The 14,353-nt window shown below is 59.5% G+C and carries 14 protein-coding genes; 13 read left to right on the forward strand and 1 reads right to left on the reverse strand.

What is annotated here, in order from left to right; translation table 11 throughout:
- The first annotated feature begins 40 nt into the window (after window positions 1-40).
- The 9 genes from PSH69_RS06230 to pcaC all read left to right on the forward strand — a co-directional run bounded on the left by PSH69_RS06230 (window position 41) and on the right by pcaC (window position 8,359).
- The gene (locus tag PSH69_RS06230) at window positions 41-898 is read left to right on the forward strand and encodes a CoA transferase subunit A (protein ID WP_018926877.1); all 858 of its coding nucleotides are present in this window, start codon (window positions 41-43) and stop codon (window positions 896-898) included.
- On the forward strand, window positions 898-1,677 hold the full coding sequence (locus PSH69_RS06235; RefSeq protein ID WP_111455065.1) for a CoA-transferase subunit beta: 780 nt from the start codon (window positions 898-900) through the stop codon (window positions 1,675-1,677). The genes PSH69_RS06230 and PSH69_RS06235 overlap by 1 nt, the downstream gene beginning before the upstream one ends.
- Window positions 1,674-2,879 (forward strand): 3-oxoadipyl-CoA thiolase, encoded by a 1,206-nt coding sequence (gene pcaF / locus PSH69_RS06240; protein WP_305412792.1) that lies wholly within the window; start codon window positions 1,674-1,676, stop codon window positions 2,877-2,879. Before PSH69_RS06235 ends, pcaF begins: the two co-directional genes overlap by 4 nt.
- Window positions 2,880-2,916: 37 nt before the next feature.
- Window positions 2,917-3,621: a protocatechuate 3,4-dioxygenase subunit beta gene (gene pcaH, locus PSH69_RS06245; RefSeq protein WP_305411404.1), complete on the forward strand. Its 705-nt coding sequence runs from the start codon at window positions 2,917-2,919 to the stop codon at window positions 3,619-3,621.
- A gap of 1 nt (window position 3,622) precedes the next feature.
- Window positions 3,623-4,189 carry a protocatechuate 3,4-dioxygenase subunit alpha gene (gene pcaG / locus PSH69_RS06250; protein WP_018926873.1) on the forward strand — a complete coding sequence of 189 codons (567 nt, stop codon included), beginning with the start codon at window positions 3,623-3,625 and terminating at the stop codon, window positions 4,187-4,189.
- A gap of 243 nt (window positions 4,190-4,432) precedes the next feature.
- On the forward strand, window positions 4,433-5,728 hold the full coding sequence (locus tag PSH69_RS06255) for an MFS family transporter (protein ID WP_018926872.1): 1,296 nt from the start codon (window positions 4,433-4,435) through the stop codon (window positions 5,726-5,728).
- 45 nt (window positions 5,729-5,773) lie between these two features.
- A complete protein-coding gene (locus PSH69_RS06260; protein WP_230175515.1) occupies window positions 5,774-7,138 on the forward strand; it encodes a 3-carboxy-cis,cis-muconate cycloisomerase in 1,365 nt (454 codons plus the stop codon).
- An 11-nt stretch (window positions 7,139-7,149) separates the two neighbouring features.
- Window positions 7,150-7,956 carry a 3-oxoadipate enol-lactonase gene (gene pcaD, locus PSH69_RS06265; RefSeq protein ID WP_230175514.1) on the forward strand — a complete coding sequence of 269 codons (807 nt, stop codon included), beginning with the start codon at window positions 7,150-7,152 and terminating at the stop codon, window positions 7,954-7,956.
- A gap of 10 nt (window positions 7,957-7,966) precedes the next feature.
- Window positions 7,967-8,359: a 4-carboxymuconolactone decarboxylase gene (pcaC, locus tag PSH69_RS06270; protein WP_007935810.1), complete on the forward strand. Its 393-nt coding sequence runs from the start codon at window positions 7,967-7,969 to the stop codon at window positions 8,357-8,359.
- A 58-nt stretch (window positions 8,360-8,417) separates the two neighbouring features.
- Here pcaC and PSH69_RS06275 read toward each other — a convergent pair whose 3' ends face one another.
- Complete coding sequence (locus PSH69_RS06275; RefSeq protein WP_305411405.1) at window positions 8,418-9,677, reverse strand: OprD family porin; 1,260 nt, start codon at window positions 9,675-9,677, stop codon at window positions 8,418-8,420.
- Between the two features lie 620 nt (window positions 9,678-10,297).
- On the opposite strand from PSH69_RS06275, the gene PSH69_RS06280 reads away from it, so the two are divergent.
- The 4 genes from PSH69_RS06280 (at window position 10,298) to PSH69_RS06295 (ending at window position 14,310) form a co-directional block, all read left to right on the forward strand.
- Window positions 10,298-10,561: an Os1348 family RiPP precursor gene (locus PSH69_RS06280; RefSeq protein ID WP_111455068.1), complete on the forward strand. Its 264-nt coding sequence runs from the start codon at window positions 10,298-10,300 to the stop codon at window positions 10,559-10,561.
- A gap of 110 nt (window positions 10,562-10,671) precedes the next feature.
- The gene (locus tag PSH69_RS06285) at window positions 10,672-11,148 is read left to right on the forward strand and encodes a GNAT family N-acetyltransferase (protein ID WP_111455069.1); all 477 of its coding nucleotides are present in this window, start codon (window positions 10,672-10,674) and stop codon (window positions 11,146-11,148) included.
- 14 nt (window positions 11,149-11,162) lie between these two features.
- The gene (locus PSH69_RS06290) at window positions 11,163-12,323 is read left to right on the forward strand and encodes an HEXXH motif-containing putative peptide modification protein (RefSeq protein WP_019580907.1); all 1,161 of its coding nucleotides are present in this window, start codon (window positions 11,163-11,165) and stop codon (window positions 12,321-12,323) included.
- Between the two features lie 16 nt (window positions 12,324-12,339).
- Window positions 12,340-14,310 carry a DUF692 family multinuclear iron-containing protein gene (locus PSH69_RS06295; RefSeq protein ID WP_305411408.1) on the forward strand — a complete coding sequence of 657 codons (1,971 nt, stop codon included), beginning with the start codon at window positions 12,340-12,342 and terminating at the stop codon, window positions 14,308-14,310.
- Window positions 14,311-14,353 lie beyond the last annotated feature (43 nt).

The following is a 14,353-nucleotide window of genomic DNA, read 5'->3' on the forward strand; positions in this document are numbered from 1 at the left end:
TCTACCACTGTCGGTTCAAAACAAAACGGGAGCCTGCCCCATGGCTGAAATCCTTTCGCTGCATGACGCGGTGAAGCAGTTCGTCAACGACGGCGATACCGTCGCGCTCGAAGGCTTCACTCACCTGATTCCTACGGCCGCCGGTCACGAAATCATTCGCCAGGGCAAGAAAGACCTGACCCTGGTGCGGATGACGCCTGACCTGATCTACGACCAGTTGATCGGTGCCGGTTGTGCTCGCAAACTGATTTTCTCCTGGGGCGGCAACCCTGGCGTCGGTTCGCTGCACCGTCTGCGTGACGCAGTCGAGCGGCAGTGGCCGCATGCGCTGGAAATCGAAGAGCACAGCCACGCCGACCTGGCCAATGCCTATGTCGCGGGCGCTTCGGGCTTACCGTTCGCGGTGCTGCGAGCCTACGCCGGTTCCGACTTGCCGAAGGTCAACCCGCTGATCAAGACCGTCACCTGCCCGTTCACCGGCGAAGTGCTGGCGGCGGTGCCGTCGGTGCGCCCGGACATCACCGTGATTCACGCGCAGAAGGCTGACCGTCAAGGCAACGTGCTGCTCTGGGGCATTCTCGGGGTGCAGAAAGAAGCGGCGCTGGCGGCCAAGCGTTGCATCGTCACCGTCGAAGAAATCGTCGATGACCTCAATGCACCGATGAACGCTTGCGTGCTGCCGACCTGGGCTCTGAGCGCGGTCTGCCACGTACCGGGCGGCGCGCATCCGTCCTACGCCCACGGTTACACCGAGCGTGACAACCGCTTCTACCAGGCCTGGGACCCGATTGCCCGCGACCGTGAAACCTTCACCGCGTGGATCAACGAGTACATCCATGGCTGCGCTGACTTCAGCGAGTTCCAGGCCAAGCTGGCCGCTGCTTCGGAGGCCAAGTAATGACTTACACCACCAATGAAATGATGACCGTCGCCGCCGCCCGCCGCCTGAAAAACGGTTCGGTGTGCTTCGTTGGTATCGGCCTGCCGTCGAAAGCCGCCAACCTGGCGCGACTGACGTCCTCGCCCGATGTAGTCCTGATCTACGAATCGGGTCCGATCGGTGCCAAGCCAAGCGTACTGCCATTGTCGATCGGTGACGGTGAGCTGGCGGAAACCGCCGACACCGTCGTCCCGACCGGCGAGATTTTTCGCTACTGGCTGCAGGGCGGGCGCATTGACGTCGGCTTCCTCGGCGCCGCGCAAGTCGATCGCTTCGGCAACATCAACACCACGGTAGTCGGCGACTACCATCAGCCAAAAGTTCGCCTGCCGGGTGCAGGTGGCGCGCCGGAGATCGCCGGTTCCGCCAAGAGCGTGCTGATCATCCTCAAGCAGTCGGCGCGTTCGTTCGTCGACAAGCTCGACTTCATTACCTCGGTTGGTCATGGCGAGGGCGGTGATTCGCGCAAACGTCTCGGCCTGCCGGGCGCCGGTCCTGTCGGCATTATTACCGACCTGTGCATCATGGAACCGGAAGCCGGCACCCATGAATTCGTGGTCACCGCGTTGCACCCAGGGGTGACCCGCGAGCAAGTGATCGCGGCCACCGGTTGGGCGATTCGTTTTGCCGACACCGTTGAAAACACTGCCGAGCCAACCGAAGTCGAGTTGACCGCGCTGCGTGATCTGGAAGCCCGCACTGCGGCGGCCCACGGCCAAGCACCCGGAGAAGCCTGATGCGTGACGTTTATATCTGCGACGCGATTCGCACCCCCATCGGCCGTTTCGGCGGTGGCCTGTCGGCGGTTCGTGCCGATGACCTGGCCGCCGTGCCGATCAAGGCGTTGATAGAACGCAACCCGTCGGTGGACTGGAACGCGGTGGACGAGGTGTTCCTCGGCTGCGCCAACCAGGCCGGCGAAGACAACCGCAACGTGGCACGCATGGCGTTGTTGTTGGCGGGGCTGCCGGAAACCATTCCTGGCGTCACCCTCAATCGCCTCTGCGCTTCGGGCATGGATGCGATCGGCACTGCGTTTCGGGCCATCGCCAGCGGTGAGATGGAGTTGGCGATTGCCGGTGGCGTCGAATCGATGTCCCGCGCGCCATTCGTGATGGGCAAGGCTGACGCAGCGTTTTCGCGCAACATGAAGCTGGAAGACACCACCATCGGCTGGCGTTTCATCAACCCGTTGATGAAAGCCCAGTACGGCGTTGATGCAATGCCGCAAACCGCCGATAACGTGGCCGACGATTATCAGGTTTCCCGCGAGGATCAGGACGCTTTCGCACTGCGCAGTCAGCAACGGACAGCCGCCGCGCAAGCCGCAGGATTTTTCGCCGAAGAAATCGTTGAAGTGCGCATTGCCCACAAGAAGGGTGAAACAGTGGTCAGCCAGGACGAACATCCTCGCGCCGACACTACACTCGAAACCCTGGCCAAACTCAAACCGGTCAACGGCCCCGACAAAACCGTCACCGCCGGCAATGCCTCCGGTGTGAACGACGGTGCCGCAGCGCTGATTCTGGCTTCGGCCGAAGCCGTGAAGAAACACGGCCTGACCGCCCGCGCCAAAGTGCTCGGCATGGCCAGCGCCGGTGTCGCACCACGGGTGATGGGTATCGGCCCGGTGCCGGCGGTGCGTAAATTGACTGAGCGCCTGGGCCTGGCGGTCAACGATTTCGACGTGATCGAACTCAACGAAGCCTTCGCCAGCCAGGGTCTGGCGGTGCTGCGTGAACTGGGACTGGCGGATGACGCGGCCCAGGTCAACCCGAACGGTGGCGCCATTGCCTTGGGCCATCCACTGGGCATGAGCGGTGCGCGTCTGGTGCTGACCGCACTGCATCAACTGGAAAAGACGGGCGGCAAGAAAGGCTTGGCGACCATGTGCGTCGGTGTCGGTCAGGGCCTGGCCCTGGCGATCGAACGGCTCTGACGCACAGAAGCGACTAATAAGAATTGAGGAAAGCACAATGACTGACAAACCAGGTTACCGTCGCCCGCAGGTGGGCACTCAGCCGGAATACCTGCACCCTCCTTATCAATCCACCAACCTTCGCTCGCCGTCCAAGCCGTTGGTGTTTTTGCCTCATTCGCTGTCGGAAATCACCGGCCCGACCATCGGCGCCGAGCGTATTCAGGAGCAGGACAACGACCTGACCGCCCAGCACTCGGGCGAGCCATTGGGTGAACGGATCATCATCCACGGCCGTGTGCTGGATGAAGACGGTCTGCCGGTGCCGGGCATTCTTGTGGAGATCTGGCAGGCCAACGCCGCCGGTCGTTACAACCATGCCCGCGACCTGCACGACGCACCGATGGACCCGAACTTCACCGGTACCGGCCGCACCGTGACCGACGCCGATGGCTGGTACCAGTTCCAGACCATCAAGCCTGGCGCCTACCCGTGGGGTAACCACCACAATGCCTGGCGTCCGGCGCACATCCATTTCTCCCTGTTCGGGCCGAGCATTCTGACGCGCCTGGTGACCCAAATGTATTTCCCGGGTGACCCGTTGCTGGCTTACGACCCGATCTACAACTGCGTGCCCGATACCAGCGCCAAAGAGCGCCTGATCGCCAGTTTCGATCTGGAAAAAACCATCCCTTCCTATGCCCTCGCTTATCGTTGGGACATCGTTTTGCGCGGCCGCGACGCCACGCCGATGGAGAAATAAGATGACGCTGAACGCGACCACGTCCCACACCGTCGGACCGTACTACCACATCGGCCTGACCTGGCTGAACCGTGAAGACCTGACCGTTGAACAGACTCTTGGCGAGCGTGTGGCGATCACCGGGCAAGTCGTCGACGGCAATGGCGACTTCGTCAACGACGCCATGCTCGAAGTCTGGCAAGCCAACGCCGCTGGCAAGTACGACCACCCCGAAGACGATCAGGACAAACCCCTGGACCCGAACTTCGAAGGGTTTGGCCGGGTGCCGGTGGATGCGCAAGGGCGCTTTCGCTTTACCACGATCAAGCCGGGCACCGTGGAAGGCCTGAAGGGCACGACCCAGGCGCCGCACCTGGTGGTGCTGGTGTTTGCTCGCGGGTTGGTGAAGCACTTGCTGACGCGGATTTACTTCGATGGTGAGCCAGCCAACGTGGCGGACCCACTGCTCGAATGCGTGCCCGCCGAACGTCGTGGCACCTTGTTGGCGAAGCAGGATGCTGCGGGTGTTTATCAGTGGAATGTGATTCTGCAGGGGACGGATGCGGAGACGGTGTTCTTCGATTACTGAGTGATCGTTGCTCTTGTGGCGAGGGAGCTTGCTCCCGCTGGCTTGCGAAGCAAGCCCAAACCCGGCTGACATGATGTATCAGGCAAACCGCGCCAACCGGTTTTACGACTGCTTCGCAGCCGAGCGGGAGCAAGCTCCCTCGCCACAGAGATTGCATTGCTCTCAGGTTATGCATCCATCTGCGGAACGGGACTATTGCGAAATATGTCTAGACTCTCACGGTCCCCACAGAGTGAAAAAACAATGACAACCTCCACAGCTGTCTACACCGGTGAAGAACGCAGCAAAAGAATCTTTGCGATTGTCGGCGCCTCGTCCGGCAATCTGGTCGAGTGGTTCGACTTCTACGTCTACGCCTTCTGTGCGATCTACTTTGCCCCGGCCTTTTTCCCGTCCGATAACCCCACGGTGCAGCTGGTCAATACCGCGGGCGTGTTTGCCGCCGGGTTTCTGATGCGCCCCATCGGCGGCTGGATTTTCGGTCGGTTGGCGGACAAACACGGGCGCAAGAATTCGATGCTGATCTCGATTCTGATGATGTGCTTCGGTTCGTTGCTCATTGCCTGCCTGCCGACCTACAACAGTATCGGTGTCTGGGCGCCGATCCTGCTGCTGTTCGCGCGCTTGCTGCAGGGTTTGTCGGTGGGCGGCGAATATGGCACCACCGCGACCTACATGAGCGAAGTCGCCCTCAAGGGCCAGCGCGGCTTCTTCGCGTCGTTCCAGTACGTGACACTGATTGGCGGACAGTTGCTGGCGGTGTCACTGGTGGTGATCCTGCAGCAGTTCCTCAACGAGGATGAGTTGCGTGCCTACGGCTGGCGGATTCCGTTCGTGGTCGGTGCGGTGGCCGCGTTGATTTCATTGTTCCTGCGTCGTGCGCTCAAGGAAACCAGCAGCAAGGAAATGCGCGAAAGCAAGGATGCCGGCAGCATTGGTGCGCTGTTCCGCGATCACAAGGCAGCCTTCATCACCGTGCTGGGTTACACCGCCGGCGGTTCGCTGATTTTCTACACCTTCACCACGTACATGCAGAAGTACCTGGTGAACACCGCTGGCATGCACGCCAAGACCGCCAGCTACATCATGACCGGTGCACTGTTCCTTTATATGTGCATGCAGCCGCTGTTCGGCATGCTCGCCGACAAGATTGGCCGGCGCAATTCGATGCTCTGGTTCGGCGCCCTCGGGACGTTGTTCACCGTACCGATCCTGTTGAGCCTGAAAAGTGTCAGCAGTCCGTTCCTGGCGTTTGTGCTGATTACCGTGGCGCTGGCGATCGTCAGTTTCTACACCTCGATCAGCGGTCTGGTGAAAGCCGAAATGTTCCCGCCCGAGGTACGCGCCTTGGGCGTCGGCCTGGCGTATGCGGTGGCCAATGCGATCTTCGGCGGTTCGGCGGAATATGTAGCGCTGAGCCTTAAAGCCGGGGGCATGGAAAACTCGTTCTACTGGTACGTGACGGTGATGATGGCGGTGGCGTTCCTGTTCAGCCTGCGTCTGCCGAAACAGCCGAAGTATCTGGAAAACGACCTTTGATCTTTCCGCGGGGGCCGTACTGGCCCTCGCCTGCAAGGACTGTTTATGAATCAGCGACCGGGCAATCAGTTGTTCGATGCCTACTTCACCGCACGCGACATGCGTGAGGTGTTCTGTGATCAGGGCCGGGTCCAGGCCATGCTGGATTTCGAAGCCGCATTGGCCCGGGCCGAAGCACGGGTTGGCCTGATTCCGCAAGCGGCTGTCGCATCTATTGAAGCGGCTTGTAAAGCCGAGCATTACGATTTCGCCGCCCTCGGCGAGGCGATTGCCACGGCGGGCAATTCGGCGATCCCTTTGGTCAAGGCGCTGGGCAAGCAGATCGCCAAAAGCGATGCCGAAGCCGAGCGCTACGTGCATCTGGGCGCGACCAGCCAGGACGTGATGGACACGGGCCTGGTGTTGCAATTGCGCCGCGCGCTGCAACTGATCGAAGCTGATCTGGCGCAGCTGGGGGAAACCCTCGCGACCCAGGCCAAGCGATACGTCGCCATGCCGCTGGCCGGACGCACCTGGTTGCAACACGCGACGCCGGTCACCCTCGGCATGAAGATCGCCGGTTGGCTGGGCGCCGTGACTCGTAGCCGCCAGCGTCTGCTGGAACTCAAACCACGCCTGCTGGTGCTGCAATTCGGTGGCGCCTCCGGCACCCTCGCGGCCCTCGGCGAGCAAGCGATGCCGATTGCCGAAGTCTTGGCCGCGGAACTGCAACTGACCTTGCCGGAACAACCCTGGCACACCCAGCGTGATCGTCTGGTGGAGTTCGGCGCGGTGCTTGGCTTGATCGCCGGCAGCCTCGGCAAACTCGGTCGCGACATCAGCCTGTTGATGCAGACCGAAGCCGGTGAAGTGTTCGAACCGTCCGCGCCGGGCAAGGGCGGTTCCTCGACCATGCCGCACAAACGCAACCCGGTGGGCGCGGCGGTGCTGATCGGTGCGGCGACGCGGGTGCCGGGTTTGCTCTCGACCTTGTTTAGCGCGATGCCCCAGGAACACGAGCGCAGCCTGGGCCTGTGGCATGCCGAATGGGAAACCCTGCCGGAGATCTGCTGCTTGGTGTCGGGCAGCCTGCAACAAGCACTGTTGGTGGCCGACGGACTGGAAGTGGACGCGACGCGCATGACCCGCAACCTCGACCTGACCCAGGGCCTGGTGCTGGCCGAGGCGGTGAGCATCGTCCTGGCGCAACGGGTCGGTCGCGACACCGCGCATCATCTGCTGGAGCAATGCTGCAAGCGTGCTGTAGCCGAGCAACGTCATCTGCGCGCGGTACTCGGCGATGAGCCGCAAGTGACCGCCGAGTTGTCGGACGCTGAACTCGATCATCTGCTGGACCCCGCCCATTACCTCGGTCAGGCCCATACCTGGGTCGAGCGAGCGGTGGCTGAACATTTTGCGTTGACTGCCTGAAGGAGACTGCTGTGGCATTCGTACAACTCGCCGAGGGCGAACTGCACTACCAAATTCAAGGGCCGCAACTCGATGGACCGGCGGATGCGCCGGTACTGGTGCTGTCCAACTCACTGGGCACCGACCTGCACATGTGGGACGCGCAGATCCCGGCGTTCACCGAGCATTTCCGGGTGCTGCGTTTTGACACCCGTGGTCACGGCAAGTCATTGGTGACGCCAGGGCCGTACAGCATCGAGCAACTGGGCCGCGACGTGCTGGCGCTGCTGGATGCGTTGCACATCGAGCGCGCGCATTTCTGCGGTCTGTCCATGGGCGGGTTGATCGGCCAATGGCTGGGGATCAATGCCGGTCAGCGTTTGAACAAACTGATCGTGTGCAACACCGCGGCGAAAATCGGCGATCCATCGGTGTGGAACCCACGGATTGAAACCGTTCTGCGTGACGGCGCCGCGGCAATGGTGGCATTGCGTGATGCGTCGATTGCACGCTGGTTCACCCCGGACTTTTCCTCAGCCAATCCGGCAGCGGCGAAGCAGATCACCGACATGCTCGCGGCTACCTCGCCTGAAGGTTACGCGGCCAATTGCGCGGCGGTGCGTGATGCCGATTTCCGTGATCAGTTGTCCTCGATCAAGGCGCCGCTGCTGGTGATCGCCGGCACCGAAGATGCGGTCACACCGCCGTCTGGCGGGCATTTCATTCAGGAACATGTGCGGGGCGCCGAGTACGCCGAGTTCTACGCCGCGCACCTGTCCAACGTCCAGGCCGGCGCTGCGTTCAGCGAGCGGGTGCTGGCGTTTCTTTCAGGTCATTGAGGAATTTTTTGTGGACGAGAAACAACGTTACGACGAGGGCATGAAAGTCCGTCGCGCAGTGCTCGGTGACGCCCACGTCGACCGCAGCCTGAACGCGCTGACCGAGTTCAACTCGGAGTTCCAGGAGATGATCACCCGCCACGCCTGGGGCGACATCTGGACCCGCCCGGGCCTGCCGCGCCACACCCGCAGCCTGATCACCATCGCCATGCTGATCGGCATGAACCGCAACGAAGAACTCAAACTGCACCTGCGCGCCGCCGCCAACAACGGCGTGACCCGCAGCGAGATCAAGGAAGTGATCATGCAGAGCGCGATCTATTGCGGAATTCCGGCGGCCAACGCGACGTTCCACCTGGCCGAGTCGGTGTGGGATGAGTTGGGGGTTGAGTCGCGGGAGTAACTGTCCACCACAAATCCTGTGGGAACGAGCAAGCTCGCTCCCACATTTGGTTTGGGGGTTACAGCAGGCTGATCGGATAGCTGACGATCAACCGGTTCTCATCGAACTCGTTGTTGCTGAAGTCACGGCGGATGGTGGAGTTGCGCCATTTGACGTTGAGGTCTTTGAGTGCGCCGCTTTGTACGGTGTAACCCAGTTCGCTTTCGCGGCCCCACTCCTTGCCGTCGCTGGTGGTGGCGGTGTGGACGTTGTCGCCACTGATGTAGCGGTTCATCAGGGTCAGGCCCGGCACGCCCAGAGCGGCGAAGTTGTAGTCGTGGCGCACTTGCCAGGATTTTTCCCTGGCGTTGTCATAGCTGGAGTTGTAGCTGTCGTTGGCCAAGGTGCCGCCGCTGGTGCCGTTGACCCGCATCCAGGCGTTGTCGCCAGTGAGTTTTTGCAGGCCGACGTAAAAGGTGTTGCCACCGTATTTGGCCGAGAACAGACCCGACCAGGTCTTGTTGTCCAGCTCGCCCGCCCGGGCGCTGCCGTCATCCTTGCCGTAGAAGAACCCGAGATTGGCGCCCAGCGTCCAATCGCCCAGCGGTTGGGTGTGGATCAGGTTGACGTATTGCTGGCTGTAGATGTCCTTGAGTTCAGCATTCCACAGGCCGATCTGAGTACGCTTGTCGTTGAAGACGTATTCACCGCCCTGGAAGTTGAAGCGGTCTGAGGTGAATGCCGCTTTGCCGGTCATCGACATGTCATTCATGCTGCTATCGTCGCGCGGGCTGTTGGCGCGGAACTGGCCGCCGTAGAGCGTCAGGCCATTGATTTCCTTCGAGGTGATCTGGCCGCCACGGAAGGTTTGCGGCAGCGAGCGACCGTCGTCCGAACGCAGGATCGGCAGCACCGGCATCCATTCGCCGACCTTCACTTCGGTCTGGGACAACTTCGCCTTGAACGCCACGTTGGTGCGACCGAAGTTGTCCGCCGGGCGGCCATCGTGATCCAGCGGCAGCAACTGCGTCCCACCGGTGCCTTTACCGCCGTCGAGCTTGACCGAATACAACCCCAGCACGTCCATGCCGAACCCGACGGTGCCCTGGGTGAACCCGGATTTGGCGTCGAGGATAAAGCTTTGCGTCCACTCTTCAGCCTTGCCCTGGCTCTTGGTCGGATTGGTGAAGTTACGGTTGATGTAGAAGTTACGCAGGTTCAGGTTGACCTTGGCACCTTCGACAAAGCCTGCTTCCTCGGCCAAGGCGGGCAGGGCCGCGCCGGCCAGTGCGATGGCGATCAGACTGGGGAACAAATACTGCGTGGTGGAGGAAGTCATGGACTCGGGTCTCTCTAATTGTCAGGGATAAGGCAGTACACAGCCGCAACCAAGGGGTCGCAGACAAAAAATCGAATTCGGATAAGGGGGCGGGCGAGATCAGCCGGAGCGCAGAGGGCGCGTAGTCATGGTGTCGGACCTTGTTGTTATTGATTTATGCAGGTGCGGACAATGGTGCGAGGGATGGGCGGGGGGATTCAATTGGGGGGGATGGGGTTTTGGGCGATTAACGAACACTAATCGACGCCAGCCTGGGCGCGGACGGTACGAGGTATTCTTAATAAAATCCCATAGTTATTCGGGTTGATAAGGTGCATCCGCAGGTGTGTTCTATTAATGGCGCCTTGTTGTTTTGTTTATGTTAGATGGAAGTGTTTATTGCTTTAGTTGTAAGACGTTTCCTACAGTGTTGGCTGCTATTAAAGGTAGATCAATAATCGCCGGTTAAACTTAAGAATTGGTGTTGTCGGTTATCGTAAAAAGATTTAAAGAGAGCCATGGGCTTGGCTGGAAAAGAAAAGAGGCCTTGCTATATTCAAAATCCTCAGGCGGGCAAAAGACACTCTCATGCTTCGTCAGGGGATATTTTTCGTCATGCCGAAATAACAAGGAGAAGTACCATGGGTAATAAAGTCAATCAGGAACGTTTGGCCTCGGTTCTGGGACGGGCCGTGCTGGACGAAAAATTTGCCACCGCCTTACACAGTGATCCGGCAGGGGCGGCTAGAAATATTGGCGTGCACTTAAGTACTGACGAGATCGCAGCGGTTAAAGGTATTGATGCTGCAAAACTGACGGCAGCTTCCTCCAGCATTCGGAGCAACCTGGGGATACGCGCGGTATTTGATACACAGAACCAGCAGCAACAAGCGCGCATGGATTAACGGTGGGTGATGCCATTTGGCGTGCCACGAAAGGTGGGCTTTATGGTGGTACGCCGAATGGCCTTATCAGACTCATGACCTGAAGCGCTCGGGCACGGAGTGAATGACGCATGTCTGTCACCTTGGCTCCAATGAATGACGCGGACTTTGTTACGTTCGCCGACAGAGCCCTTGCTGAATATGGCGACGGGATGGTCGCCGCCGGCGAGTGGGGCCAGGAGGAGGCGTCGCAAAGGGCACGAAGCGTCTTCGAGCAATTGTTGCCGCAAGGGCGATTGACTGAAAAGAATCAACTCTGGGTAATCCAGGATCAAGCGCGGCGCATCGGTGAATTATGGGTTGCCGAACGACACGCTGGCGCCGGTCGGATCGCCTTCATTCTGGATATTTACATTGACCCCGGCGAGCGCCGCCAGGGTTATGCAAAACAATCGCTGCTGGCCCTGGAGTCATGGGCGAGCCAGGCGGGATGCAAGGAAGTGCGGTTGCATGTCTTTGGTCGCAACGATGCGGCGCGTCGTCTTTATGAACAACTGGGTTATGGCATTGCCAGTCTGACAATGGCGAAGCCGTTGCCGCCAACCTAAGGGAAGGTTGAGAAATGGACATCGGTAACAGTGGTCAACGTGAGCTCTCGGTCGAGGATTTATTTCAGGGCACGACCTTCCTTGCGGATTCGGAGCCTTCGCGATTTGAAGTCTTGCTGGAGCGTGTCAGTCGAAATCGATACACCAGCTTTGTTGCGCTGTACACCGAACTTTTTCAGTTGTTTCCCAACGCTCCACATCTGGCGGAGTTTTTTGAGCAGGCGTTTAATCTTATCGTTCCTCCGACCCGTGAACAGCGCTTGATTATTAATGATCCGGTGTTTCAAGTATGGAATGTGCTGACGGCTCATTATGCCAATCTGGTCATCACGAAAAAGACGGAGGACAGGAGTGAGCTGGAAAAAATGCTGTTTGAATTTCCAGAGATGTTAGTGCGTGTCAAAGCATCCGACAGTTCCCGCGTGAATCATTATTGCCCCCCTGTGCATCGGTTTGATGTCGATCCGCTGGTAGCGATAGTAATGCCGCCCAGTTATGAGTTTCCGGAGGATGAAGCCGTCCGCAAACAGTTGGAGCGTAGCGGTTACTCCGTACGGTTTTTTTGCGACGTGGTGAATATTGCCCTGTTGCGCATAGAGCACACATGGCCCGCCTGCCGTGAGCAAATCAAAAAACTGGTCAAGTCGATTTTTTATTTACCCGATGGTTCATTTCGAAGCTGTTCAGCGTCCCGCTTCACCGGAATCATCCTGCTGTCGAGCCGGGATGATTCGATACTCGATCTGGAAGAGTCCCTGGTGCATGAGGCCACTCATCAGTTGCTCTATCACATTGTCGAGGCGTGCCCGGTCGTTAAGGAAGAGACCTCGCGGGAGCCGTTGTACACCTTGCCGTGGTCGGGACAGAAGCGTGACTTTTATGGCTACTTCCACGCGTTTTACGTGTACATCGCATTGGTCAAATACCTGGGGCGGGTTCGTTCGCGTTCGACCGATGAGCTGCAGAGGGCGCAAAACCGTCTTCTGTACATTCTGCGAGGCTTGATCAAGGCATTGCCGGACTTTGAGGCCAGCACTGAATTCACCCCACAAGGACGTCAACTTCTGGAAAACCTTGCCAAAGAGGTCAGAGCACAGGAAAACCAATATGCCGGGCTGTTGGCGATATCGGGGACTGATACTGAGCAACAACGCTTGCTGGGTCTGACCGCCTGAAGCCGGGGAGGCTCACATGGGGATGTTTGATGCCTCGTCCTATCCCGAGGCCGGCGTAGGGCTGGAATACCATTTGCCACGGCGCAGGGCACAGGATGACCGGTCGGAGGATGGACTTGACCCGACTGTCGAGCGAATTCTCGCTGAGGGTTTGCCGCATTTCGATTACGTCGAGTTTCAGCCGACCCACTGCATCCTGCAGCCTCGTTTACTTGACGTCAGCGCTCGAGTACCGAGCCTGCTGCACTCGTCCAGTTTGTCCCTGGGCAGCGTGGGCATCGCGATGGATCGCGAGTTTCTGCACATGACGCGGCGACTGTGCGACAAAACCCGCTCGCCGTGGCTGGCCGAGCATATTTCCTGGTCGCGTTTCCACGGTGGCGACACGCAGCACTTCATTTTGCCGACCCTAGCCCAAGAGGTGGCGGACACGGTGGTGGCCAATGCCATCGAATTGCGCGAGCTCACGGCAACGCTGCTGGTGCTGGAAAACGCACCGCGGTTGTTTTCATTGCCGGGCGCACAAGAGCAGTCCGAAGGCGAGTTCATTTCCAGTGTGGTGGAGCGTAGCGGCTCGGGATTTTTGCTGGATCTCGACAGCGCGATCACGACCGCCAGAACCCAGGGTTACGACCTGAACGACTATTTGCGTTCGTTGCCGCTGGACCGGTTGATTGAAATTCACACCAGCCATCCGCGGCGGGATTGGGACATTTTGCGTGAACTGTTCAGGTCATCCCCGGTGAAAGCGATCACCCTGGAATGGGATATTTCGCGCAAAACCGATGACGCGGAACTGTTGACCTTGATCAAGGCCATCAAGTCCTTGAGGCCCAAGGCCCTGTTCTGGCAGGGGCTTGATCAACAGGGCGATCAACATTCGTCGTCGGAGGGTGCGCAGACCCTGCTGAAACTCAGGGAAGGCACCTGGCTCAGCGTTGGCTCGGCGTCGTTTTTTATCCGGGACCGGCAGCAGGACCTGAGCCTGGAGTTTGACGTGACGTTGCTGCCGTTACTACGCCACTTCCTGAGCCCGCAGACACTGGAGAGTGCCTTGTTGCTGCCGGGGGTTTTGCAGAGTCCGGCGCAGGACGACAACCTGGCATTCCTGAGGACGCTGGTCAGCCACGGTGTTTTACTGCCCGTGGTGAATCAATCGGGTTCGGTCACGTATAACCAGGGTAAGCATTCGCTCAACCTTTGGACCCGCTGGGATGCGGCGCTGGAGTTTTACCTGAGTACCCGGACCGGCTCGCACACGCCCTACATCAGCGTTGCCGAGCTGGAAACGGAGCTGGAGCAAAAGGCCTCGGCGCAACCTCAGCCGTCGGCGTTCAAGGACTATTGGTCCCATCCGTTCATCGCCCTGGAAAACCCGCTGCTGCCTGCCTGCGCGATCGCTCAGCCGACGCTGCTGGACTCGCTGTGCAATCGCCGCACGTCGCGAACCTTCAGTGATCAGCCGTTGAGTTCGGAACAACTGTCTTTGTTGCTCTACTACACCTGGGGCGCGACCGTCGTGCAGCACAACCGCATGGGCGACTACTTCCTGAAGAAAACCTCTCCGGCGGGCGGTTCGTTGCAGGGCACCGAGGTGTATGCGGTGCTGATGAATGTGCAAGGTTTCGAGCGGGGTCTTTACCATTATTCGGTGCGTCGTCACGGGCTGGAGCTGCTTTCCCTGGAAGACCCACGGGCCTGGGTCAGCGAGGCCTGTGGTGGCCAGACATGGATCGAGGATGCGGCTGCGGTGTTCGTTTCCACGGCTCGAGTCGAGCGGATGGCCTGGAAATACGAATTCAGCCGCGCATTGCGGGTGGCGCTGATGGATGCCGGGCATCTGAGTCAGACCTTTTCCCTGCTGGCCACCGCGCTGGGCCTGGGCAGTTTCACGACCGCAGCGTTACGCGACGAAATGTTCGAAAACCGCTTGGGGCTCGATTATCTGGAAGAGCCGGTGTTTCTGGTCAATGGAGTCGGAGGGTGAAGCGAACAGGCTGGTTTTTTTCACGACCAACAAAAAGCCCACC

This window comes from Pseudomonas sp. FP1740 (genome assembly GCF_030687165.1).
Classification (GTDB): Bacteria; Pseudomonadota; Gammaproteobacteria; order Pseudomonadales; family Pseudomonadaceae; genus Aquipseudomonas.

Coding starts and splice junctions, on each gene's coding strand:
- PSH69_RS06260 (WP_230175515.1), top strand. CDS start 5,774: ATGAATCAGCGACCGGGCAATCAGTTGTTCGATGCCTACTTCACCGCA.
- PSH69_RS06290 (WP_019580907.1), top strand. CDS start 11,163: ATGGACATCGGTAACAGTGGTCAACGTGAGCTCTCGGTCGAGGATTTA.
- pcaG (WP_018926873.1), top strand. CDS start 3,623: ATGACGCTGAACGCGACCACGTCCCACACCGTCGGACCGTACTACCAC.
- pcaH (WP_305411404.1), top strand. CDS start 2,917: ATGACTGACAAACCAGGTTACCGTCGCCCGCAGGTGGGCACTCAGCCG.
- PSH69_RS06285 (WP_111455069.1), top strand. CDS start 10,672: ATGTCTGTCACCTTGGCTCCAATGAATGACGCGGACTTTGTTACGTTC.
- PSH69_RS06280 (WP_111455068.1), top strand. CDS start 10,298: ATGGGTAATAAAGTCAATCAGGAACGTTTGGCCTCGGTTCTGGGACGG.
- PSH69_RS06255 (WP_018926872.1), top strand. CDS start 4,433: ATGACAACCTCCACAGCTGTCTACACCGGTGAAGAACGCAGCAAAAGA.
- PSH69_RS06295 (WP_305411408.1), top strand. CDS start 12,340: ATGGGGATGTTTGATGCCTCGTCCTATCCCGAGGCCGGCGTAGGGCTG.
- PSH69_RS06275 (WP_305411405.1), bottom strand. CDS start 9,677: ATGACTTCCTCCACCACGCAGTATTTGTTCCCCAGTCTGATCGCCATC.
- PSH69_RS06235 (WP_111455065.1), top strand. CDS start 898: ATGACTTACACCACCAATGAAATGATGACCGTCGCCGCCGCCCGCCGC.
- PSH69_RS06230 (WP_018926877.1), top strand. CDS start 41: ATGGCTGAAATCCTTTCGCTGCATGACGCGGTGAAGCAGTTCGTCAAC.